This is a genomic window from Streptomyces sp. NPDC005402, assembly GCF_040606575.1.
Taxonomy (GTDB): domain Bacteria; phylum Actinomycetota; class Actinomycetes; order Streptomycetales; family Streptomycetaceae; genus Streptomyces.
Window position 1 is genome coordinate 34,117 of record NZ_JBEXFB010000023.1, and the last position, 23,252, is coordinate 57,368.

Annotated in this window: 18 protein-coding genes and 3 pseudogenes; 9 read left to right on the forward strand and 12 right to left on the reverse strand. The window is 69.5% G+C overall.

Features of this window, described 5'->3' with window-relative positions:
* Positions 1-27 precede the first annotated feature (27 nt).
* Both ABZT02_RS34985 and ABZT02_RS34990 read left to right on the forward strand, forming a co-directional pair.
* Positions 28-270: a hypothetical protein gene (locus tag ABZT02_RS34985; RefSeq protein ID WP_356024920.1), complete on the forward strand. Its 243-nt coding sequence runs from the start codon at positions 28-30 to the stop codon at positions 268-270.
* 65 nt (positions 271-335) lie between these two features.
* A complete protein-coding gene (locus ABZT02_RS34990; protein ID WP_356024922.1) occupies positions 336-518 on the forward strand; it encodes a hypothetical protein in 183 nt (60 codons plus the stop codon).
* 186 nt (positions 519-704) lie between these two features.
* On the opposite strand, the gene ABZT02_RS34995 is transcribed toward ABZT02_RS34990, so the two are convergent.
* Positions 705-1,628 carry a helix-turn-helix transcriptional regulator gene (locus tag ABZT02_RS34995; RefSeq protein WP_356024925.1) on the reverse strand — a complete coding sequence of 308 codons (924 nt, stop codon included), beginning with the start codon at positions 1,626-1,628 and terminating at the stop codon, positions 705-707.
* A gap of 173 nt (positions 1,629-1,801) precedes the next feature.
* Here ABZT02_RS34995 and ABZT02_RS35000 point away from each other — a divergent pair, with 173 nt between their 5' ends.
* From ABZT02_RS35000 to ABZT02_RS35020, 5 genes and pseudogenes are all read left to right on the forward strand, one after another.
* Positions 1,802-3,148 (forward strand): aldehyde dehydrogenase family protein, encoded by a 1,347-nt coding sequence (locus ABZT02_RS35000; RefSeq protein WP_356024927.1) that lies wholly within the window; start codon positions 1,802-1,804, stop codon positions 3,146-3,148.
* Between the two features lie 511 nt (positions 3,149-3,659).
* A complete protein-coding gene (locus ABZT02_RS35005; RefSeq protein ID WP_356024929.1) occupies positions 3,660-4,772 on the forward strand; it encodes an alkene reductase in 1,113 nt (370 codons plus the stop codon).
* Positions 4,773-5,411: 639 nt separating this feature from the next.
* Positions 5,412-5,575, forward strand: a pseudogene (locus tag ABZT02_RS35010) (IS30 family transposase); the annotation flags it as partial.
* Between the two features lie 178 nt (positions 5,576-5,753).
* Positions 5,754-6,113 carry a hypothetical protein gene (locus tag ABZT02_RS35015; protein WP_356024931.1) on the forward strand — a complete coding sequence of 120 codons (360 nt, stop codon included), beginning with the start codon at positions 5,754-5,756 and terminating at the stop codon, positions 6,111-6,113.
* A 1,278-nt stretch (positions 6,114-7,391) separates the two neighbouring features.
* Positions 7,392-9,581: a bifunctional polysaccharide deacetylase/glycosyltransferase family 2 protein gene (locus tag ABZT02_RS35020; protein WP_356024933.1), complete on the forward strand. Its 2,190-nt coding sequence runs from the start codon at positions 7,392-7,394 to the stop codon at positions 9,579-9,581.
* On the opposite strand, the gene ABZT02_RS35025 is transcribed toward ABZT02_RS35020, so the two are convergent.
* The 7 genes and pseudogenes from ABZT02_RS35025 to ABZT02_RS35055 form a co-directional block, all read right to left on the reverse strand.
* On the reverse strand, positions 9,523-9,975 hold the full coding sequence (locus ABZT02_RS35025) for an RHS repeat domain-containing protein (RefSeq protein WP_356025152.1): 453 nt from the start codon (positions 9,973-9,975) through the stop codon (positions 9,523-9,525). The genes ABZT02_RS35020 and ABZT02_RS35025 overlap by 59 nt on opposite strands.
* A gap of 37 nt (positions 9,976-10,012) precedes the next feature.
* Positions 10,013-10,234: pseudogene (locus ABZT02_RS35030) on the reverse strand (hypothetical protein); the annotation flags it as partial.
* Entirely contained in the window at positions 10,125-10,382 is a 258-nt protein-coding gene (locus tag ABZT02_RS35035; RefSeq protein WP_356025154.1) for a hypothetical protein, read from the reverse strand. The pseudogene ABZT02_RS35030 and the gene ABZT02_RS35035, both read right to left, overlap by 110 nt.
* A gap of 85 nt (positions 10,383-10,467) precedes the next feature.
* Positions 10,468-12,501 carry a serine protease gene (locus ABZT02_RS35040; RefSeq protein WP_356024936.1) on the reverse strand — a complete coding sequence of 678 codons (2,034 nt, stop codon included), beginning with the start codon at positions 12,499-12,501 and terminating at the stop codon, positions 10,468-10,470.
* A 48-nt stretch (positions 12,502-12,549) separates the two neighbouring features.
* Entirely contained in the window at positions 12,550-13,158 is a 609-nt protein-coding gene (locus ABZT02_RS35045) for a peroxidase family protein (protein ID WP_356024938.1), read from the reverse strand.
* 261 nt (positions 13,159-13,419) lie between these two features.
* Positions 13,420-17,121: a serine protease gene (locus tag ABZT02_RS35050; RefSeq protein ID WP_356024941.1), complete on the reverse strand. Its 3,702-nt coding sequence runs from the start codon at positions 17,119-17,121 to the stop codon at positions 13,420-13,422.
* The gene (locus tag ABZT02_RS35055; protein WP_356024943.1) at positions 17,118-17,432 is read right to left on the reverse strand and encodes a trypco2 family protein; all 315 of its coding nucleotides are present in this window, start codon (positions 17,430-17,432) and stop codon (positions 17,118-17,120) included. Before ABZT02_RS35055 ends, ABZT02_RS35050 begins: the two co-directional genes overlap by 4 nt.
* 216 nt (positions 17,433-17,648) lie before the next feature.
* On the opposite strand from ABZT02_RS35055, the gene ABZT02_RS35060 reads away from it, so the two are divergent.
* Positions 17,649-18,512, forward strand: a complete 864-nt coding sequence (locus ABZT02_RS35060; RefSeq protein WP_356024945.1) for a leishmanolysin-related zinc metalloendopeptidase — start codon at positions 17,649-17,651, stop codon at positions 18,510-18,512.
* A 486-nt stretch (positions 18,513-18,998) separates the two neighbouring features.
* Here the strand turns inward: ABZT02_RS35060 and ABZT02_RS35065 are convergent, their stop codons facing one another.
* Both ABZT02_RS35065 and ABZT02_RS35070 read right to left on the reverse strand, forming a co-directional pair.
* Positions 18,999-19,151: a hypothetical protein gene (locus tag ABZT02_RS35065; protein WP_356024948.1), complete on the reverse strand. Its 153-nt coding sequence runs from the start codon at positions 19,149-19,151 to the stop codon at positions 18,999-19,001.
* Between the two features lie 61 nt (positions 19,152-19,212).
* The gene (locus tag ABZT02_RS35070; protein WP_356024950.1) at positions 19,213-19,659 is read right to left on the reverse strand and encodes a peptidase inhibitor family I36 protein; all 447 of its coding nucleotides are present in this window, start codon (positions 19,657-19,659) and stop codon (positions 19,213-19,215) included.
* Between the two features lie 140 nt (positions 19,660-19,799).
* Here ABZT02_RS35070 and ABZT02_RS35075 point away from each other — a divergent pair, with 140 nt between their 5' ends.
* Entirely contained in the window at positions 19,800-20,783 is a 984-nt protein-coding gene (locus ABZT02_RS35075) for a DUF5937 family protein (protein ID WP_356024953.1), read from the forward strand.
* A 425-nt stretch (positions 20,784-21,208) separates the two neighbouring features.
* Here ABZT02_RS35075 and ABZT02_RS35080 read toward each other — a convergent pair whose 3' ends face one another.
* Positions 21,209-21,727 carry a hypothetical protein gene (locus tag ABZT02_RS35080; protein ID WP_356024955.1) on the reverse strand — a complete coding sequence of 173 codons (519 nt, stop codon included), beginning with the start codon at positions 21,725-21,727 and terminating at the stop codon, positions 21,209-21,211.
* A gap of 940 nt (positions 21,728-22,667) precedes the next feature.
* Positions 22,668-23,159: pseudogene (locus tag ABZT02_RS35085) on the reverse strand (RHS repeat-associated core domain-containing protein); the annotation flags it as partial.
* Between the last annotated feature and the right edge of the window lie 93 nt (positions 23,160-23,252).

Below are 23,252 nucleotides of genomic sequence, written 5' to 3' on the forward strand. Positions count from 1 at the left end.
GACAGCGCTTTTTACGGTCGCAGCCGGTTGGCCCTTGCGGACGTCCTCGCCTCCCACCGCTCGGGTGACAAGCTGTGCACTCCTGCGAGGACACTGGTGGCGGTACGCCAGGCGTGGTGCCTGTGGGTGCTCTGGCCTCGCCGTGCGAAGCGCGAACTGGGCCACTACACCTCCAGACGGCTTGCCCTCTGCGCCTACGCCTCCTTCGACGACGGGGCGGAGGAGGGCACTATCGACCTGATGCTGGAAGTCACCGACGGGATTGAGTAGAAGCGGGAGGACAAGCCTCTTCCCGACGCCCGGAGCCCGAGCAGCCGGGCAATGTCCTCGATCTCATGGCCGCCCTGACCGAGTCCGTCCAGCAGGCCAAGGCCTCCCGCGGCGAGGACGCCGACGCCAACGAGATGCCGAAGAAGAAGACCGCGAAGAAGCAGCCGGCCAAGAAGACAACAGCGAAGAAGACAACAGCGAAGAAGACCATGACGAAGACGGCGGCACGCCGCTCACGCAGCGCCTGACTGACCTTGTCGGGTCATGCGGAAGGAGGTGTTGCGCCAGGGCTGCGCAGCGGCGGAACCGTTCTTCCGCTGCCTACCCGCAGCACGCCCGCGCCGTCCTGAATCCGACACCGCCCCCGGAGGCGTCCGGCGTGCGAAAGCACGCTGGGCGTGGCGCGCAGCCAACTACCGATGATCAACTGTTCATCAAGCCATGCGTGCCGGCGGCATCCCGGCTCCCGTCCTTGTCGCGTCGGTACCCCAGCTGGCCAGCAGTCGTAGTGCCTCCGCCGACGGGGATCCCGGTTCGGCGTGGTACGTCGCCAGTGTCTGTTCGTGGTCGTCGGCCAGGTGGAACGACTCGAGGCGGAGGTCGAGTTCACCGACGAGCGGATGGTGCAGGCGCTGGATGCCGTGGCACTTGTCCTTGACGTCGTGGGCGGCCCACAGCCGCCTGAACTCCTCGCTCTTCACGGAGAGTTCGCCCACCAGCGCGGAAAGCCGGGGGTCGTCGGGATGGGAGCCGGCGTCCATGCGCAGCTGAGCGACGACGTCGTTCGCTTTGCCGTGCCAGCCCACGAACAGGTCGCGGTACTCGGGCCTGAGGAACACCAGCCGCGCCCAGTTCCGCTCGCGCTCGGGCAGCTCGGCCCAGTCGCCGAAGACCGCCGCGGCCATCCGGTTCCAGGCGAGGATGTCCCCCCGCCGGCCCACGAGGATCGCCGGGCCGCCTTCCATGGTGTCCAGCAGCGTCCGCAGGGGGCCCCGCACCCGCTGGGTGCGGCCGGCCGGCTTCTTCTTCTGCTGTTTCGGCTTCGCCAGGTGTGTGAGGTGGGCGTGCTCGGCGTCGCTCAGCCGGAGCGCGCGGGCGATGGCGTCGAGGACCTCCGTCGACACGTGCTGCCCGTTGCCCTGTTCCAGGCGGGTGTAGTACCCCACCGACACCCCGGCCAGCTGCGCCAACTCCTCGCGGCGCAGCCCCGGCACCCGCCGGTGCCGCCCGAAGTCCCGCAGGCCCACGTCCTCCGGCTTCAGCCGGGCCCGCCGGGTGCGCAGGAACTCGCCGAGTTCGGCGCGCGGGTCCAGAGCGCCGTCGGCGGGCTGGTGCACCGGTTCGGGATATTCGTCCATGCCTCCGAGTATCCCCGGTCGGACGCACACCAGCCTGCCCCAGCCAGTGGTAGGCACAGCGGATGTACACAAGGCTGTGACCTGGGTGAATACCGGATCGTCCAGCACGCTGGTTCCGTGCCCGGCTGGAAGGCAGCCGGGGCGTGGCTTGCATCAAGAACGGAGCACACCCCATGACCGCACTACAGGGGACCGAGTCGAGGACGCACCGGACCGAAACGGCCGCGGAGGTGGTCGGCCGCCTTCGTGCGACGTTCGACACCGGCGTCACCCGCGGGCTGGACTGGCGCGTCGACCAGCTGCGGCGGCTGCGGGCACTGCTGGTGGAAAACGAGCAGGAGCTGCTCGAAGCGCTCTGGAAGGATCTGAGGAAGAACGCCGCCGAGGCGAAGATGCAGGAGATCGACTTCACCGTCGCCGACATCGACGAGACGCTGGCGAATCTCGAGAGCTGGCTCAAGCCCCGCCCGGTGGAGGTTCCTGCCCACTTCGGTCCCACGACAACGGCCTACACCACGTACGACCCGCTCGGGGTCGTTCTCGTGATCGCTCCGTGGAACTTCCCGCTGCATCTCCTCATCGACCCCCTCATCGGCGCACTGGCCGCCGGGAACACCGTCGTGGCCAAGCCGAGCGAGATGTCGGTGCACACCTCGGCACTGGCTTCACGCCTCCTGCGCCAGTACTTCGACGCCGACGTGCTCACAGTCGTCGAGGGGGGAGCCGAGGAGACGACGGCCCTCCTGGAACAGCGTTTCGACCACATCTTCTACACCGGCAACGGCACGGTCGGCCGGATCGTCATGGCCGCAGCAGCCAAGCACCTCACCCCGGTCACGCTCGAACTCGGAGGCAAATCACCGGTCTTCGTGGCCCCCGACGCCGACCTGGACGAGACCGCGCAGCGGCTGGTCGGCGCCAAGTTCGGCAACGCGGGGCAGCAGTGCATAGCCCCCGACTACGTACTGGCCGATCCTGCCACCGCCGCCGCACTGGTTCCCGCCCTCCGCGCGGCGGTCGAAGCCCAGTTCGGCACCAGCCCGCAGACCGCAGCCGACTTCGGCCGGATCATCAACGAGCGGCACTTCGACCGGCTCACCCGTCTGCTGGACTCCGGCCGGGCAGCCGTGGGAGGCCGGCACGACCGCGACGACCTGTTCATCGCACCGACCGTGCTCACCGAAGTCGACCCCGCATCGCCGGTCATGCAGGAGGAGATCTTCGGTCCGATCCTCCCCGTCGTCGAAGTCGAATACCTCGATGCCGCCATCGCCTTCATCAACGAACGCGACAAGCCACTCGCGCTCTACGCCTTCACCACGTCCGAGGCCACCAAGTCGCGCCTCGTTAACGAGACGTCCTCCGGCGGCGTCGCCTGGGGCCAGCCGGTGATGCAACTGCTCATGCCCGGCCTGCCGTTCGGTGGCGTCGGAGAAAGCGGCATGGGCCGGTACCACGGCCGGTACTCCCTCGAGACGTTCAGCCACCTCAAGGCCGTCGCGGACGTACCGCTCAGCTAGCCTCGCGCCTTCGCGAGCAGGCCGTCCGACTGGTGATCGGCACAGCAGAAAGTGCCTCAGGGCAGTGGGAGTGAGGATCTCTGAGATCGCTGTTCCCGCCACCGCCAAAAGCGCGTTCCAGGTGAAGCCGTGTCTCGGTCCTCTTCGCGGGGGCGCTTAGAGGGAGTCGGCCGCGGCGCGGCCTGCAGACACCGATCCGTACCGACTCCGGCGGCGGCACCCATGCCTTCGTCACCTGGCTGACTGCTGATCGTGCGCAAGGAGCGAACGCCACTACTCCGGCGGGCAGTTGCGCTTGACCGGCGTCGACACGGACGCCGACGGCATGCGGCTCTCACTGCGTTCGCCGCCAACACCATCCACACCCGATGGCGGTCCTGGAACCGCGTCACCGGCAGCGGGCCCGCGCCTGCCCGAGGAACCGCATCCGCGCCTCCGCCCGGACAGCGTGGACCTCCTGCGTCGCAGACCTCCATCCCGTTTCCTCCGTATTGCAGAAAGAAAGAAACCCATGACTGTCAACATTTCAGAAATTTCGCCCGCTCCGTCGCTTTTCTCCCCGGTCACCCTCGGGAAGATCGAGCTCGCCAACCGCATCGTCATGGCACCGCTGACCCGGGTCCGGGCCGGTTCCTCCGGCATCCCCGGGGACCTCATGGTCGAGTACTACCGGCAGCGGGCGAGCGTCGGAATGATCATCACCGAGGGCACCTACCCCGACCACGCGTCGCAGGGGTATGTCGGTGAGCCGGGCATCGCCACCGACGAGCAGGCGGCCGGCTGGCAGCGGGTGTTCGAGGCGGTGCACGCCGAGGGCGGCCGCATCGTCCTGCAGATCATGCACGCCGGCCGCGGCACCCACCCCGACATCAACGGCGGCCGCCGCATCCTCGCCCCCAGCGCGATCGCCATCGACAACAAGACGTTCACGGAGAAGGGCGAGCAGCCCTACCCCGTACCGGAAGCGATGACCACCGCAGAGATCCGGGCAGCCCTGGAGGACTTCGTCGCCGCGGCCCGCCGGGCCGTCGAGGCGGGAGCGGACGGCGTCGAAATCCACGGCGCCAACGGCTACCTGCTCCAGCAGTTCCTCTCCCCGGCGGCCAACCAGCGCACCGATGGATACGGCGGCTCGCCGCAGAACCGCGCCCGCTTCGTCGTCGAGGTCGTCACGGCGGTTGCCCAGGCCGTCGGTGCCGAGCGGGTCGGGCTGCGGATCTCGCCGGAGGTCGACCTCGGGGACGTCTTCGAGACCGACCCGGACGACGTCCTGGCCACCTATGGCACCCTGATGGACCAGCTGCGCCCGCTGGGCCTGGCCTACCTCTCCGTACTGCACGCCGAGCCGGGCGGCGACCTGGTACAGGAGCTGCGGCGGCGCTTCGACGGCAAGCTGATCGTCAACAGCGGCCCCTTCGGGGGGCAGACCACCCGCGAGCAGGCGCTCCAGCAGATAGAGGCTGACCACGCCGACGCCGTGGTCGTGGGTCGGGCCCTCATCGCCAACCCCGACCTGGTCGAGCGCTGGCAGGATGGCCACCCGGAGAACGAGCCGCGACCGGAATTGTTCTACGGTCCGGGCGCCGAGGGCTACACCGACTACCCCTTCCTCGAAGCGGCTTGAGGCCCACGGTCACGCCTGTCCATGCGGCAGCCCCACTCACACATGGACAGGCGCCCGACCGGCGACACTGTGCCCGCCCCTTTGAGCCCGCGGTCACACCGGCGATCACCGGCTAGAGGACCGTCGGGTCCGTCAGGGCGTTGACGGTTTGCAGGTCCCTGGTCAGCAGCCTGCGCTGAACGCCGCCGTCCATCTGAAATTCAGCGGCGGCGGCCCCCAAGGGGGTTCACGGGCCACTCGGCACCTGATTCGCCGCTCGTTGCCGGCTCTCCAACCGATGCCACCAATGGTCCAGGGCCCTTTACGCCGGAGGGCCCTGAGCCATGCCCGCAGTGGACAACGGACAGAACGAAACCCCATCCATGACTTCGGCTCTCCCGCCCAACCCGGCGGCAGATCGGAACTGGGCACTGGCGTGGTCAACATCGGCTCCGGCAGCGTCCATGTCACGTCCCGTCCCTTCCACCCGGCCTGTCCGTCCCCCGAGTGGCGGCCATGACCTGGAACTGCACGACTTCATCCAGTCTCACTGACCTCGCGTTTGAGCCCCGAGCAGCTCTGCCACGCTCTGCGCACCGGACGTGCCAGGTGACTCCCTCGCCGACTGGCCGACCGCCGGCGCTTCCGTGCAGTCAAAACAAGGTCATGATCAGCCAACGACCGCCCGAGGCAGCCGACCGAGCTGTCCCCGGGCACTGGGAAGGCGACCTGATCCTCGGCGCAGGAAGCACTCCGCGATCGCCACTCTGGTCGACCGCAGCACCCGTTACCTGAAGCTGGTCCACCTGCCCGACGGCTACGGCTCAGCACCGTGTGCGACGCACTCATCGCCACTTTGAACACCCTGCCACCCGATCCAATAGCGTCGCTCGGGAGCTTCTGCCACTTCTCCTGCTCGCCGGAAGTGCCGGCCACCGTGAGCCACGGATTGAGCCTGAGGATGCCGCGCTTGGCGGTGCGCATCCAGTCGCCCTGCGGGCCATGGTCTTCGATCCGAAGCAGGTCCGTGACTGTCTCACCGATCCCAGCCTGCGTGCGCAGGCCCTGGCCCGGGTGACCGACCAGATCCACACGGACACGCGGGTCGTTGTTGCGCACTCGCTGGATTCGGTCGTCGCCTACGAGGCGTTGTGCGCGCGGCCCGGGCATCAGGTGCGGGCCCTGGTGACGATCGGTTCGCCGTTGGGCATCCCGAACGTGAACCTGCACCGCCTGCATGCGCACGCTGCCAGCGTGAAGGCCAGAGCGTCACTGCGTCTGCCCGTTCTGCTCCACCGCCGTGCTCCGTTCCGCAGCCGAGTGGCCCCGCCGCGGCACGGTCCAGCCACTGATCGGGCGTGACGCCACCGCCGGTCTTTGCGGACCCTGCGTCGGCTTCGTCGCCGACTGCACCTGCACGCGGTGCGGCCGGGCAGGCAACCCGCACGGCCGCGGCCGATGTCCGCACTCAGGTGGCGGTCCTGCGGTGAATGCCGGGTCCGGGAATCGATGGTGGGCAGCACGGTCATCAGCGCTGGGCCCTCGTGCGGGTCCTGCCGTTCACCCGGCCGTGCCGGCCCGGCCGGCCACGGGCGGCGAGCGCGGCTGAGGGTGCGCAGAGCGCGATGGCCCAGGTGGGGGTGGCGGTCAGAGGGCGCGGTGGCGGCGCGCACGTGGACCCGGTTCACCAGTTCAGGTTGCCGTGTTCGTGCCGTGTTCGTGCCGTGTGAAGTGAGATGGACGATCGTGGGGCGACGGCCGTAAGGATGCCATCGTGGCTCTCGTCTTCTTGCCAGTGGGTGCGATGGAAGGGTTATAGACACGCTCTCTTGCTGGTCATGCCCAGCGGCGACGTACGCTGACTTTTATGGCCCTTCATGCCCGCATATCACGGCATATGCGAAGTACGGTGGCTACCGCGGACAGGCCGGTGTTCGTCGATTCCACCGGTCATCGCGCACGGTTGTTTCGGCGCACCGGATACGGGTTGGCCGCTTTGGCTTCCACTTATGTGGTTGTGCTGGGGCTGAGCCTGCTGGGAGCGACGCCGTTCGCGCCCGAGGTCCTGTTGCCAGTCCCCGGCGTCTCCGGTGGGCCTGCCGCGCCCGTCGTGCCGGGACCGGGAGCCCTTGGCCAGGTGCCGCCACGGTCCAGCGGGGCGCCGGGAGTGGGCAGCCGGATGGCCGGCGACTCGGGCTTTGCGGTGGATCCCAGCGTGCTGCTGGTCCCGGGGTTCACGACGGTGACCGGCGGCCCGCCCGGTGTTCTCCTCCCGACTGTGCCCGGAACATCGCCGTTCATCAGTGCAGCGATGCCCCCCGCTACGGCGGGACCAGCGGCCCCCCAGGGACCAGGTATCCCACATGCACCGCAAGTGCCAGGTGCGCCGCAGGCCCCAGACGCATCGGAAGCGCCGGAATCCCCTGTGCCACCACAGGACCAGTCCCCGGCTCCCGACGCTCCTTCGCCGGCACCGGCTCCGGACGCCGGCACCCCGACGGGTGCGCCGCTGCCCCAGCCCGCGCCGGAAACGCCGCTGCCCACGCCTTCGGCGGCCACCCCCCAAGCGCCGTCCGAGGGGCCGCCTGAGGGCTCCAGCAGCGTCCCGCCCTCCGGCGTACCGGCGGCACAGGCCCCCTGATGCGGGGCAGCCGTCAACGGTCGGCCGACCGTCCATCGCTTCGGCCCGGCGCGGGGCGCAGCCGAGCTCCCCAGCTGTCCCCGCACCGCTTCCGCATCGTCGTCCCGCTGGCCCTGCTGATGCTTCTCCTCTCGGTGCTTCTGGTCGAGGGATACACCACCCGAGGCTTCGCCGGTGATCAGCAAGGGCGCGCCGACCGGCCGGCCACCCGCGTGCCGAGGGAGGTCGTGGACGGCGGCCCGATCGTCGACACCACCGGTGATCACCTGCGCACCTTCCGCGTGCCGAGGAAGACCATCGTGCTGACCTTCGACGACGGCCCCGATCCCACCTGGACGCCTCGCATCAGGGCCACACTCGACCGCTTCGGCATACCCGCCACCTTCTTCGTCACCGGGCAGAACGCGGCCCGCTACCCTGGCGTGCTGCGCGATGTGATCAGGTCCGGCCACGAGATCGGCGTACACACCTTCTCCCACCCCGACCTGGCCACCCAGTCCGCCGGCGCTGTCGACCGTGAACTGGCGTTGACCCAACTGGCCATCGCCGGAGCGGGCGGCCTCAACAGCTCGGTCATGCGGATGCCCTACTCCGCGACCACCTCCGCCCTGGACGACTCGGCATGGTCTGTGGCGCGGCGCCTGGGAGACAAGGGGTACCTTCTGGCCTTCATCGACCAGGACACCAGGGACTGGGAGCGCCCGGGCGCCCGGGCGATCATCAAAGCGGCCATGCCAGACGCACCGGGCAGGGGCGCGGTCATCCTCCTGCACGACGCGGGCGGGGACAGGTCTCAGACGGTCGAAGCCATAGAAACACTGATTCCCCGTCTCACCGCGCAGGGCTATCGCTTCACGACCCTCGCCGACGTCGTCGGCGCCGACAGCCTCACCCGCCCCGCCGACGGCCCGGACCAGTGGAAGGGCCGGGTTTTCGTGGCGGCCGTGGCCGTGTGCGGGACGGCGGTGCCGGTCATCAGCGCGCTGCTGTGGGTGGTCGGATCGCTTGTGCTCGCACGGTGCGCGCTGCTCGTCGTTCTAGCCCATCGCCACGCGCGTCTGCGCTCGCACCCGCGCACCGTCCCGGGCCGGCCCGTCACCGAACCGGTGAGCGTCGTCATCCCGGCCTACAACGAGAGACTGTGCATCGCCAAGACACTCCGCTCCCTCGCCGCGAGCGACCATCCCCTCGAGATCATCGTTGTGGACGACGGTTCCGAGGACGGTACCGCCGACATCGCGGAAGCACTCGCCATCGCAAACGTCACCGTCATCCGCCGGCCCAACGGCGGCAAGCCGTTTGCTCTCAACACCGGCATCCTGCTGGCCTCCCACGACCTCATCGTCATGATGGACGCCGACACGGTCTTCGACTCCTCGACCGTTGGCCGCCTCGTCCAGCCGTTCGCTGCCCCCCGCATCGGGGCCGTCGCCGGGAACGCCAAGGTCGGCAACCGCCGGCGTCTGCTCGGCCGCTGGCAGCACATCGAGTACGTCATGGGTTTCAATCTCGATCGCCGCATGTACGACCTGCTGCGCTGCCTGCCTACCGTTCCCGGCGCCGTGGGGGCCTTCCGCGCTACGGCCCTGCGCGAAGCCGGGATGATGAGCGGCGACACCCTCGCGGAGGACACCGACATCACCATGGCTCTCCACCGGGCCGGGTGGGAGGTCGGCTACGCGCAGGACGCGTACGCCTGGACCGAGGCACCGGGCTCGTTGCGGGAGCTGTGGCGCCAGCGCTACCGGTGGAGCTACGGCACGATGCAGGCCGCGTGGAAGCACCGTCACGCACTGTTCGAGTCCGGTCATGCGGGACACTTCGGCCGTCTGGGCCTGGCGTTGCTGGCCGTCTTCCAGATCTTCACCCCCCTCCTCGCTCCACTGATCGACATCCTGACCCTCTACGGTCTGGTGTTCCAAAACCGGCTCGGCACGCTGCTGACCTGGACTGCCGTGCTGGCGGTACAGGCGCTGTGCGCCCTCTACGCGTTCCGTCTCGACGGCGAGAGGGTGCGACCTCTGTGGGCGCTTCCCCTGCAGCAGGTGGTCTACCGCCAGTTGATGTATCTGGTCCTCATCCAGGCGTGCCTCACCGCGATCAACGGATACCGTCTGCCCTGGCAGCGGCTCAAGCGCACCGGAGACGTGATGCTTCCTCCTCAGCCGTCCGCCCCTGAGCCGCCGTGAGCAGCCCTCCGTTGAGGCCGCAGCCCTCCAACTGCGCTCGGTCGCCGGCGGCCTGGCATGCTGCCGTCGGCGTCGTAGCTGTAGTTGGATTCGCCGCCGGGGCCGTTCGCGGTGAGGAGTTCGCCGCGGTCGTTGTAGGTGTAAGTGTTGCGGGTGGTGGTGACGGCAGTTCGGTGACTGCTTGCCCGGCCTTGTCGTAGACCGTGGTCCAGGTGCGGTGGGCGGCGCTTGGGCGGGCGGCGGTGGAGGGTTCGATCGTGGACTCGGGCAGGCCCCAGCTGTTGAAGGTGTAGGTGGTCTTGTTGCCGCGTCCGTCGGTGAGGCGGGTCTGGTTGCCTGCTGCGTCGTAGCCGAAGGACGTGGTGATCGCCTCGGTGGATGAGACCGGCTCGATCTGTGGTCATGCGGCCCAGGGCGTCGTAGGCGTAGGTCGTGCGGGCCTTGATCTGTGCGGAGATCGAGGCTGTCTGGTTGCCGTCCGCATCGAATTCGGCGGTGTCCGTGCGCAGGGCGGTGGGCCGGTGCCGTGGTCCGTCGTCGCGGTCAGGTTGTCGAGTGCGTCGTAGGCGAGAGTCGTGCGGCGGTTTGTGGCGTCCGCGTCTCCGTCTGCCGGCCGAGGCCGTCGTGGTCGAATGTGGTCGTGCCGGCCGGATCGGTGATCGTCGTGGTCTCGCCCGCCGTGTTGTAGGTGGCGGAGGTGGTGCTGCGGGACGGTGTGGTCGAGGCGATCTGGTTGCCGGCGTCGTCCCAGGTGTAGTGGGAGATGCGGTAGGCCGTGGTCGGACAGCACTTCGGGGTGATCTACGCCTGCCGCTGCGTCTGTCCCTGGCCCTGGCTGGCGCTGATTGGCTGACGGGGCTTCACCAGGGCTGTTTTCTGGGCCGGTTCAGAGCGCGAGGCGGCTGCCGATCGACCGCGCGACCTCAGTGTGGGAGAGGTACTCCACGATGCTGTGGGCCCGGTCGCGGGCGTTGATGACGGCGAGGTCGGCCAGGCCGTCCGCCCAGTCGTCGGCCAGTGGGCAGCCGATGGCGACCGCGTCGTTGGGGCACCACACGTTGGACCAGTCCGCGACCATGTCGGGACGCTTCGGCCCGCCCACGAGGAGCCTGCTGTACACACTGTCCAGGCCGAGGGGACTGCCGGCCGTGGTCAGATGGACGACGCTGACGCCGGGGGACAGCCGGGTGGTGAGGTCCAGCGCGACGACCGTGCCCAGGCTGTGACTGACGAGGACCACCTCGCCCGAGTCCGGCACCGCCTCGAGCACACAGTCCAGGAGCTCCTCGCGGACGGGCCGGGCGTCGTCGAGGTACGCGGCCACGTCGCGGAAGATCAGGGCGATGGCCCAGGCATCGAGGTCGCTCCGGGCGGCCAGCCAGCTCAGCCTCTTCTGCAGGGCACCGACGAGGTCGCCCAGGCCGAGGCCCTCGGTGGCCAGCTGCCGCTCCTGCGGCATGTTCCACTTCAGGGCCGCCTCGCCGATGATCTCCTCGTACACCGCGCGGGCGGACGCAGCGGAGGGCGCGACCACCTCCGCCGCGGAGGTGGTCGGCGCCTCGACCGCGTGGGGGACGGCCTCGTGCGCGGTGAGGGCCTGCGCCAGCCGGTCGCCGTAGTAGGGGAACCAGACGTCCGCCGGGTCGACGGGAGCAAGCCCGGCCCGCACGAGCCCCTGGTTGAGCCCGGCCGCCCAGTCGCGGCGCAGTTTCTCGGGGTCCTTGCCCTCCTGGGAACGACCGTGCAGGAAGACCAGGTGCCGGGCGCCGCCGAACGCGCCGTCCCGGGCGCGCAGGCCCGCGTGCGCGGCGGCCCGCTCGGGAGCCGGTGGTGGCGCGGCGACGGCAACGGGTGCCGGGGCGGGCGCGGCGGCAACTCCCGTCTGGGGCTGGCCCGCCTCGGGGCCGAGGTCGTCCAGCGGTGACGGCTGCGGGGAGGTGCGGGGGAGCGCCGCGAGGTGCTTCAGGATCGAGCTGATGCGCACGCCCTCGTTGGCCACCCAGTCGATGGCGTCGTCGCCGTCTCCGGGGCGCCAGACCTGCCCGTCCTGGCGCAGGACGCGGCCCTGGTCGTCCGTCCTGGGTACCCCGCTGTGATGGAGCGCGACGACCTCCCATTGGTCGTTGAAGACCGGGGAGCCGGAGTTTCCGGGCTCGGTGTCCGTCTGGTAGTGGAGGAAGTCGTCGAGGCGTGTCTGCAGCATGTTGTCCCGTACGGCGATCTCCTTCAGGCGGCCCATCGGGTGGCCGATGACGTTGACGGGCTCGCCGATCACCAGCTTCCCCGTCTGGATGCTGAGCCGGTTCCAGCCGAAGGTCTCGCCGGGGGGCCGCCCGTCCGGGCCGGGGGCGACGAAGACCAGTGCGAAGTCCAGGCGTTCGTCCGCCGCGAAGAAGGCGTCGGGGTCGAGCTCCAGCCGGGTCGGCGTCTGCGGTGTGTTGTCGACGGTGACCTGGGCGTCGAACTCCACGAAGCACTGCCGGGAGGCGTCCGCGTCGGTGAGGACATGATGGTTGGTCATCAGCAGGCTCGGCGAGACGAGGAAGCCGGTGCCGAGCGGGAGTTCACGGCCGTTCTCCCGGATCGAGATGCGGGCGACGGTACGTGCGGCCCGGCTGCCGCGCGGCAGGAAACTCCAGGCCTGGAGGTCCTTGGAGACCCCGAGGATGCGTTCGTACGCCGCGGTCGCGGCCAGCGGCTCCGCGCGGACTGCCTCCACCACCATGGCGGGCGGCACCGCGTGCCGTTCGAGCAGACGCGCCGCGCGGGCCGCGAGTGCCTCGTCGGAGTCCGGGAAGGCGACCCCGGCGTTCTGCTGCCGCTCGACCGCGCGCCGTTCGTCGCCGGTCGCTCCGTACCGCGCGGCGGCCGCCGCCACCTGGCGTTGCCGCTCGTCGCAAATCCTGTCCGTTGCAGTCATGTCAGTTCACCGTCCTTCCGGCGGTGTGCCACGGCACGAACGCGTTGGTCAGGCCAGCGAGCGCCGTACGCAGTTCCGGGTGGTGCGCGGCAGCACCGTGATCATGCTGTTGTCGTCGATCCAGGCCATACCCGCTGTGGAGTACACCTCGGGCGTGCAGTACTCGGTGCAGAAGCGATCGCTGTTCAGCCGGCGCGAGGCCATCGGCACGAAGATGCGGAACGCGGTGTCGCTGAAGGCGAATCCGGCCGGCAGTGGTTCCGCGTACGGCCCGACCATGAGGTCGACCTTCTCGACGTCTCCGTCGTAGAGCCGCTCGCGCGGGATGTTGCGGCCGAAGCGGGTGCCCGCCATGCCCGTCCGGGGCTCGCCGAGGTCGTAGTGGCTGCCGTCGGCGGGCCGGTTGACCTTGTGGCTCTCGGACGGGGGCGCCGGCTCGGGGAGTTCGGCCGAGGGCAGCCGGCCGGTGTCGTGGAGGTTCTCCTGCCGGAGCCTGACGCGCAGCCCGAGAAGCGTCAGCAGACCCGGCGGGACGGGCAGCCTGTCCCACTCGGCGTGCCGGTCGACGTACCGGGCGCAGCCGGTGACGACCCGCCAGGGCAGGGACGTACGGTCTCCCGCCGTCGGGCGCCGCGCGGCGCGTCGTCTCTCGCTCATCACGATGCTCCTGTCCTGCACGAATCCGGCGCACCACCTCGTGGACAACGGCCATGCGCGAAGGAGCGAGGAAGCGTGCAAGTCGAAGCCTGAGTCAAGCGCTCGCCCTGGCCGATGGGTCGGGTTCGGTGAGGGCCGCCGACGGCGTGCGCGCCGAATCCGCCTGCGGTACCGGCGCGCAAATACCCTCAAAACACTCCCAATACCATGCTATGAGAGCTGCCGCTCGGCCGCACCTCAGGGACCCGGACCGGTGCCGTGTCACCGGTGTCTTCTGCGCCCGGCCGCACCCTGACGGCCTTGACGGCCGCGGAGGCGGGGCTTCGGCTGGTGCCGCTTGCGTCGCTTGCCCGACGGGTTCACGGCCGTCTGCGCACGCGCCTGGACGGGCGGACCGGCTTTCCGCAGGCTCTCGATCGTGTCCTCGATCGCGTGCAACTCCGCCTCGGCACGCCCCGGTTCCTCCGCGTCGAGCCGGGCGAACGCGTTACGCGCCTGCTCGTGCGCGCGCAGCACCTTGGCCCGGGGGCGGCCCCGGCCTCCGTACGACTGGGCCAGCACCGCCTGCGCCCGGGCCCTGTTGAACCTGAGCCGCCAGGCACGTACGTCCAACTCGTCGTACAGCGTCAGTGCCCGGCGGGCCGCGGCCTCGGCCCGTCCGCAGGTCTGCCGGATCGCGGGCGCGGCGCGCTGCGGCCGGCCTGTCGCGTCCAGCGCGAGCAGAACCTCCGCCTCCAGACAGCTCGTCCAGGCCTCGTGGACGCGATTGGCCCACCGGTCCTCCTTGCGCATCCCCTCGTACTGTTCCAGGGCCTGCTCGACGTGTTCCAGCGCCTTGAGCAGGTCCTGCCGGCTCCCCGCCGGACGGGCGCGCGCCCTGCCCAGGTGCGCCTCCGCCAGCCGGCCCAGCGCCAGAGCGTGCTGCGGCCGTACGGCCTCGCGGTACTCCCGCTCCAGGGCGTCGTAATGACGGTTCAGGGCTTCGGTGTGCCGGTGGACGCTCTCGTCCCACTCCTGCCGGGCGGCATGCTGGACGCCCAGGATGGACAGGGCCTCGGCGATGTCCCGTTTCCACAGGCCCGGACACCTCTCGCGCAGCTCCTCGTAGATCTCGACGCTCTGCGAGGCCCTGGCCACCGCATCGTCGACGCGTCCGCTCGCACCGAGCTGCCACGCCAGACCGCGCAGCGCGAACGCCCGCACGCCCTGGATCTCGTCCGGCCCGTGCTCGTCGCTCTCCTGGGCCTGCGGCAACCGCTCGATCAGCTCGCACGCCTCGGTCGCCGCCTGCAGGGCCTCGCGCTGGCGGCCGATGCGGTGGGTGGCCGTGGCCAGCGTGCACAGGGACTTCACCAGACCGAAGGCGTTCCTGCGGCTGGGGTTGCGCTGGAACAGCGGTTCCAGACGCCGTATGGAGTCCCGGGCACAGAGGTCCGCGTCCTCGAACCGCCCCACGTCGACGAGCCGGTCGGCCAGGTCCTTGAGGGCCTCCGCCAGGGCGAACTCGTGCTCCTCGGACGGACTGAGCTGGTGCAGCGCGTGGTACATGTCCACCGCCTGCCCGGCGACCTCGTGCGCCTGGATGCGGAGCCCCGAACTGGCCAGGTACAGCGACCAGCGCTGAAGGGCCCGGGCCAGCTCTCCCCGGTTGTCCTGGGCGGGCGTTCCGCCGCCCTGCCGGTAGTGCTGCACCGCGTGTTCCGCGACGGCCGTCGCCAGCTCCAACAGGACGTCCGGGCAGGCGAGGTCGAGTTCCCCGAGGACCTGGGCGGCGACTTCCTGCGCCGAGTCCTTGCGCAGCGTGGAGTTCAGCGCGCAGGCCAGCGAGGTGCCGATGGCACTCGCGAACTGGTCCTGATCGGTGGCCGCGACTTGTTTGACCAGCCTGACGAGGGGGCGGGCGTGACTGCGCAGCGCGGCGTCCAGCGCCTCGCGGGCCCGCTGCTGGGCCGATGGCACACCCGTCCCGTCGGCCCGGCAGCCGTCGGAACCGGCGGTGAGCTGAAGGACGTGCAGCACATTCAGTATCTGGCGCGCCTGGTCCGTCGCGGCCTGGGGGATCCCCGGGCCGTCACCGCCGACGTCGAGCAGTCGCGGGGCGATGTCGGGAAACGCGGCGATGACCTTCGCGCCGAGCCGCTCGGCGAGCCTCAGCGGCTGAAGCGACCGCAGGTAGCCCTCTCCGGCAAGTTCCGCGTGCTGCCAGCGGGCGAAGGCACGCGTGAGCCACTCCGGTTCGTCAGCGAGGTCGGGCACGAGCCGCAGCCGGCGCGCCGCCTCGGTCTCTCGCTCCCCGTCCGTCTCGCCGTCGGCCACCGCCAGACTGGCGACGGCCACGATCCGTTCGAGCAGGACCGGGTCGTGCGGCAACCTCTGACGCTCGGCGGACGCCTGCCACCGCTGGCGTTCCACGTCGAGGGCGTAGTCAAGCAAGGCGTTGGCGCGTGAGCGTGTGGGCGGTCCCGCGGTGGCCGAGTGCGTCTTGTGCAGCAGGGTGCGGGCGTCCACCAGCGCCTGGATGAGGATGAGCAGATAGCTACCGAAGTCGGGCTCCTCGAGGCCCGGGACGCCCATTCCGGCGGGCGCGGCGACGTCCGTCGAGGTCTCACCCTCCGGCACGGCACCCGCTCGCACAGCGGCGTCGGCCTTGCTCTCGCTCTCCTCGTACCAGCCTCGGAACGCGGCGTAGGCCGCCCGGTAGACGTCCTCACGGTCGGCTTCCGGGAGCGGCGGAAGCGGGGCAGGATCCTCTGCGTCGACCAGTGCCTCGTAGCGCCGCTTGACCGCGTCCCACCATGGACCGCCGCGGTGGGCGACCGCCAGGACGCGCAGCGGATGGTGGCCTCCGCGCTCGGTGGCCTCGGCGAGCAGGACGTGCAGCTGTCCGGCGTGGGCGTCGGCGTCGTCGATGACGAGCAGCCGGCCCTCGGGCAGGGCGCAGACACCGGAGAAGTCCACGTGCAGCGGGTCGACGACACCGGCGACCCACCCCCTCCCGGCCATCGTGCGGCACAGCTCACGGGCGAGACGGGTCTTGCCGACCGTGCTGCCGCCCGTGAGCAGACGTATGCGTTGTCCGCCGCCCCGGTCGTCCTCGTGCTCACACCAGTCGACCAGCGCTCGGAGCTCCTGCGCGCGCCCACGGAAGGGCACGACACCGTGGCGGGATTCGAGCAGGTCCGCCTCGGACCACTGATCGCGTGGCGGCAGGGGGCTGTACGCGGGCTTCAGGATTTCGCCACCCGCCCAGACGGGGTCCAGCGTGACGCGTTCCTCGGGTGCCGTCCTGCCGCGGGCCGCCAGCAGGCAGGCGTTCGCCTCGGCCGGCCCGTCGTCGCCGAAGACCGCGCTGACGGGCAGCGCGATCAGCCGTCCCTCGATCGTGGCGCGGTCCTCCGTGATCACGCCGATGAGGTGATCCCCGCTGAACAGGGCCGCACCCGACATGCCGCTCCAGAGCGACGCGCCCCGGGCGAGCGGCGACGAGCCTGTCCTGATCTGCAGGTTCAGACGACGCACCTCGCGCCTCGACCCGGTGAGCGGAAGGACGCGCCCCCGCACGTCCTCCGGGTTCATCAACTGTCTCGTCCCGGCCTGCTGCACCCCTGACTTCGGAAAGCCCAGCGCCTGGGCGGCGACGGCGCCCTCGCCGATGAGCCGGCCCAGGCGCACCTCACCCGACGGGCCGTCCCGCGCCGTCCGGAACGGATTGTCGGCGCTGGATTCCAGCAGCGCGTAGTCAGGCTCCTCGTCTCCCCGGACCGCCACCCGGAAGGTGTACCGCTCCTCCGAGAGGTCGTAACTTCCCTCGTGGCGCGCGTAGGCGCGGGCAGTGACCGCGGAGCCCTTCGGCCCGACGCAGTGACCTGCGGTGAGGATGAGCTCCGGTGTCAGCAGATACCCCGAGCCTCGTCTGCCGTTCGCGGTGAGCGAGACCAGCCGCTCGGCGTCGAGCCCGGTCATTCGGCGACGGCTCCCTCATCGGAGACGAGCGTGGTGCCCGGCAGCGTGAGGTTCAGCTTGATCCGGTGCGTGGTGGCGTTGCCGTGCGCGTAGTCGCCACCGGCCTGGACCACCCAGAACTGGATGCCCGCCCGGCCCGTGGCGTTCCGGGTGATCTGGACCGTGGCCTCCACCTCGACATCGGCGATGCCGAATCGCAGCTTTTCCCCCGCGGCTCGCCGTTGTGCGTCTTCCAGTTCCCGTCGTAGCCCGCCGAGCATGTCCGCGAGACCCAACTCGTCAGTGGTGGGGACTTGTTGCCTGTCTGTCATTGCCTTACTCCTTCGCAGGGGAGTTCCCGACCAGGAGGAGTGGAAGGACCCGCGACGGAAGGCGGCGGCACTGTCAATTGTCCGATGTCCCTCGAGGGCGGGCAACTCGATCACTCGAGGTCGGCACGGGCTGTCCACGCGCATCCCCTCACCCTGTCGGCCTAGTGTGGGAAGAGGGGTGACTCTTCGTCCGGACCGACATGGAGGAGAACCGTGATGAGCAAGGTCGCCACCAACACCTTCCAGACGTATCGGGCGGTCGCCAGTTTCGAGCGGGCCAGGGAGCTGGCCCGCACGACGTCACCGTTCACCATCGAGATCCGCTTCCTCGGCGGACTGACGGCCACTCAGCAGGACGCGTTCGCCGCGGCGGCCGACCGCTGGGCGAGGATCATCGTCGGGGACCTGGACACCGCGCTCGTCAACGGCGACGTCATCGACGACCTGCTCATCGAAGCCGAAGGGGTCACCATCGACGGTCCCGGCCGAGTACTGGGGATGGCCGGTCCCACGGACTTCCGCGACGAATCCGCGCAGTTCGGTGCGTTCCTGCCGGCGAAGGGCGTGATGCGGTTCGACTCCGCCGATCTCGCCCGGATGGAAACGGACGGCACGCTCGTCGACGTGATCACGCACGAGATGGGCCACGTCCTGGGTGTCGGCACCCTGTGGACGGCCTTCGACCTCCTCAAGGGCGCCGGCACCCAGAACCCCACCTTCGTCGGTGCCGGCGCGATGGCCGAGTTCGCCGCGCTCCTCGGTGAGGAGGACCCGGTGCCGGTACCGGTTGCCAACTTCGGCGGGCCCGGTACCCAGGACAGCCACTGGCGTGAGGCGGTCTTCGTCACCGAACTCATGTCGCCGTTCATCTCCGGAGCCGGGAACCCGCTGAGCCGGATGACCGCGGCGAGCCTCGGCGACCTCGGCTACCAGGTCGACCTCGAGGGGGCCGAACCCTACACACTGCCGAACCTGCTCCAGATCGCCAGGGAGGGCGCCCTCGTACCGCACACGGCGCCGCTCGGTGACGGCATGATGCTCCCGGTGGTGCCGACGCGGCTTCCCGCCGCGACACCGTAGGCGGTCCCGCCCGAAGGGGTCCGCCTCGCCGGCACCGTTCTCCAGGACTGCCGGCCACCGGTGTTGGCGATGGCGATGCGTGTGGATCCCTTCCGGCACCCGGCAGTCTTTTGGCGGCGCGGTGTTCTCAGGCGGCAGGGTGTCCTTCATCGGGGCGACGGGTTCGGCTCTCGGACAACGCGCAGTGGGGCTGGATGAAGGACACAACGATCTCCAGCGAGACGAACCCGCTGCCCAACTGCTGAGTAGGCGTGCTGGGGTCTGACATCCCCTTCGCGACCGCTTTCGCCCATGCCCTAGCTGAGTTGAGGATGAGGGAGGGAGGGCAGGCTGGACGCCGCAGACGCGAGCGGGGATCGGGGCGCGCTCAGCCGGTTGCGCGTCGGAGGGGCCGCCGCGCAGTGACACCAGAAGCCCGAGGTTGACGAAATCGAACAGGCCGTCAGTGGGGCGCTGCTGAAACTCGTGAACGACTGCTGTCGGAATTCAGTGCGGTGTGAAGGCGTCGACGTTCAGGGTGCCGTTGTCGTTCATGCGGACGCGGTCGGCGAGTGGGGCGAGGAACTGCTCGGGCAGGAGGCCGGTGCGGGCGACGTGTGCGTAGGACAGGGCGGGCTGTTCGCCGATGGTTCCCGCCACGAGGCGAGCCCCACGTATCGGCGGGTCCCGGCACTCCGGGGCCCGCCGACCTGTCATCCGGTCATGAGCAGGAAGCGCGCCAGCGGTGGGAGCGGATCTTGGTGTTGAACTCTGAGCCGAAGCCACCGTTCTGCGCCCAGCAGTAGTGGTCGCCGGTGTAGTTGGCGCCGGTGTAGAGGACGACCCAGTTGTACGAGGAGGACGTGCCGCGGTTGTAGATCGACCTGACTACCTGGTTGTCGGCCCATGAACACTGGACTTCACCGCTGTACCAGTCCGGGTCCGCGTTGCTCCATGAACATCGGCTGCCCGTGCCGTTGTTGCCGCTGTAGACGCACACGCTGCCGCTGTTGCACTCCCACGCCTGCGCCGTGGCACTCGCGGAACTCGGTGCGATCAGGCCCAGGGCGGCCGTGGCGAGGGTGAGCGCCGCGGCGACGAGACCCCGGCGGCCCCGACGGCGGGCGCGGCTGGACTTTCGGTCGTGCTCCTGCTCGTACGAGAACATTTCATGCCTTTCTGGTGGACTGCGCCAACGGGCCTACGGCTGGCGGGAATTCATGCTTCCCGGCCCGACGCGTCGCTGTCATGCTCATGCGAGTCCACTGACACTTCGCAGGTCGGCACCAGTACCCCACGGGGAAACGGATGCTCCGCTTTCACTTCACGTCCGAGGACCTCACCAGGGTCAGAGTGGCGACCGAACCGCACGCGCTCTGGGAGATCGCGGTCAGTCTGCACCGGCTCCAGACCCGCGAAGGCCGCTGGGCCTACGCGCCCTGGTTCCGCACCGCACGTGACGCGTTGCGCCTGGCCGGGCTCGAACGGACGGTGAAGACCTTCCTGTTGCCGCTCTTCCCTCGCGCTAGCTACTTCCCCGACTTCCTGACACCACCGGAGGGCACCCAAGGACTGGACGCCGGGCTGGAGGCAATTCTGGCGACGCCGCGCGAGCGGGTCGCGCGCGAGGTCGACGCGCTCAACCGAGCCGTCGGAGCCCCGGCCTGGACACGCCGGCTCACCGAGCCGGACCTGCGCGAGCAACTCGTAGGCACCCTGCGCGCCTACCACCGTGCCGCGATCGCCCCGCACGAGGAGTGCATCCAGGAACGTCTGCACGCCGAACGGGCCCGGCACGCCCACACCCTTTTCCACGAGGGGACCGAAGGCCTGCTCGCCGGACTGGGCCCCACGATTCAGTGGCGGCCACCGGTCCTGGAAATCGATCCGTACCCGGATCACCGCGACGTCCACCTCGACGGGCGGGGGCTGCTCCTGATTCCTTCCTACTTCTGCTGGCAGGCGCCTATCGCTCTGGCCGACCCCGGGCTCCCGTCCGTTCTCCTCTACCCCCTCCATCACCTGCCGACGACGACCCCGCACGCGGACTCCCCACCGCTGAACGTGCTGCTCGGCCCCACCCGCGCCGCCATCCTGAGAGCCAGCGCGACCGGCTCCACCACCACCGAGGCCGCCCGCCGGGCCGGCGTGACCCCCACGACGGCCAGCCATCACACCGCCGTACTGCGCGACGCCGGCCTGATCACCAGCCACCGCCACGCCAACACGGTTCTGCACACCCTGACCCCACTCGGAGCCGCCCTGCTGCAAACGAGGTCGGGCGACCGCTGACCGCGTTGACGCTTGGAGGGTGGCTTGTGGTGTAGGGAACGGCGGCTACTTGGAGTTGTGCTGCAAGGCGACGCTCGGCACCATGCCGGGCGTGATCCGCGATGCGGCACCCAAGTTCACCACCACGCTGGGGACGGGATCGACTGCCCCGGCCGAGGCGATGATGCGCAGCGCTGTGGGAGAGGCAGACCTCCCGGCACGGCGGACCGGTCGGCACCGTGCCGGAAACCCTGGAAGTCGCTCGTGCTGGCGTCCATGCTGCGGCGACACTGGTGCAGTGGTTCACCTCCGGTGCGGTGACCCGCGTGTCCTGAGGGCGAGGACGTCCTGCGCGCGGGACGCGAGGCCGTCCTACCGGAGAGCGACCGGCCGCACAGTTCGGCTGTGCAGCCCGTCCGCGCTCGCGCATATGAGGGCCGGTCACGTCACCATCGGCACGAGGATCGGCAGCACAGCGCGACGCACAGCGTCATGAGGATGCACATGCCCAGCAAGAGCATCAGCAACGTCAGCTGCTGGACGGCCACGCGACACCTCGCTGCTGGTGTCGGTGGTGGGTGTGGAGCCGCTCGGGGATCCAGATGCGTCCCTCGCGGGCCGTGTCGTACAGCGCTGTGCTGAAGCGGGTCTTGCGCATCCGGACCGCCGCGTGGGTTCAGGCGCAGCCGGTCCGAGATGTCGGTGTCCACGAACCCCTCGATGACCATGCCGATGACGGCCTGGGTGAGGTCAGGCTGCTCGGGCGGTATGTCCTCGAAGTTGGTGCTGAGGACGGCGGCCTCGGGCTCGGAGAGGTAGCCGGCCTCCAGGAGCGGGCCGAAGAGCGTTGGGTTCGCGAGTGCGGCATCCTCCGAACGTCGTACAGCGTGTGCACGTCCGTACTCCTGGCGGTTCTTCGCCCACATCGTGTACACCCGGCGGAACTCCCAGATGCACTGGCCCACGAAGCACGTGGTCAGGCACTGTGGCTCCCCGCCCCTTCATGTAGTTGGGGTTCCATCCGCCCTCGACCAGGTCCTTGAGCCGGAACGAGGTCAGCGCCCGCAACACCACGCCGACGAGGATCTCGCCACGGGCCTCCGGGTCGGAGCGCAGCAGGGCGTAGTTGTCGGGGTCGATCCAGAAGAGCAGACCGCGCTCCGTGCACCACTTCAGCGCGATCCGGGCGAGCGTGCCCGCGCGGAGCATGCCGCGCGCAGGATCGGCCACGCCGCCTCGATCAGCTCGTCCTCGAACACACCTCTGCGCGTTGAACACCTACATCGTCTGCGGCGAGATCATCAGCCTGCACAACCTTCACAAAGGCGTGGCGTTGGAGACCGAGGGAGGGCCGGGTGCGATCACGTGCCAGACGCACCGTGCGTGATCACCCGCGTGGTGGGCTCTGGGCTCGGATGGGGCTCAGCGGTCCGTGCGGTTCTGTGCGCCATCGTCTCGCTGTCTCCCTCGCGAACGTCTCCAGCCTCGTGCTCCGAGGGTGCATGTAGACCTACTGGTCGGCGGCGCGGATATGAACGGTGTTGAGGTCGTTGACGGTGGGCCGGGGAATGGTGCCGACCAGGTTCTCCTGTCCCAGGGTCAGCAGCATTTGGATGCTCTGGTATGCGGTCGCGCATGGAAGGATACGGAACCAACGAAGCCTCGGTCGATGGTGTGTTGCATGAAATCAACACACCAACGACGAGAGGTTTCGTCACGTCACCACACTTGACCAGCCCATTTCAACCCGGCCGGGACAGGATGAAAGGGGTCCAGTCAGAGTGTCTCGTTACTTCTTTTCACGCTTGAGGCGCCAATAGAGGAGGGCGAATGCCACCACCAGTACGATCAATACGAGAATCACGGTGGCTGCTGTGTTGTCCTCGAATCCGATACCCACGACCGCTAGGTCCACTTGATTTCACCTTTCAGAGCCATCCGCCCGTTATTCCTGCACCGCCGAAGTAACCCAATGCGGTGTATCCGAGGTCGACCCCCAGGCCTGTTTTGCCCCCCCATGCCGGCAAGCTTTGTCGCGGCTCCGACGCCACCCGTACCCAGTCCCAGGATTCCAACCGCTGCGGTTTCCCCAGCAGAATTACCCGATGCGATGGAACCCGCAACGCTCAAGCCGGTGCCCACTGCGGACGCTCCGATTGCCACGGACGCCGATACGGGGGCCAGGGCGACAAGACCGACTACGGTCCCTGCCAGGCCGAGTCCTTCGCCCAGGGAGAGCAGTCCGCTGGGGTCGGTGCGGTTGACGGGGTCTCCGGCGGCGTAGGCGTAGGGGTTGCTTTCCTTGCCGGAGGGGTCGGGCTGGGTGAAGCGGCCGAGCTGGGGGTCGTAGTAGCGGGCGCCCATCTTGTAGAGGCCGGACGGGTCGAGGTAGGTGCCGGTGTAACGGTAGGGCTGGTTGGTGCCGTTGGTGGTGCGTGCTTCGCCGTAGGGGCCGTAGCTGTAGGTGGCGGTGCGCTTGCCGCCTCATGG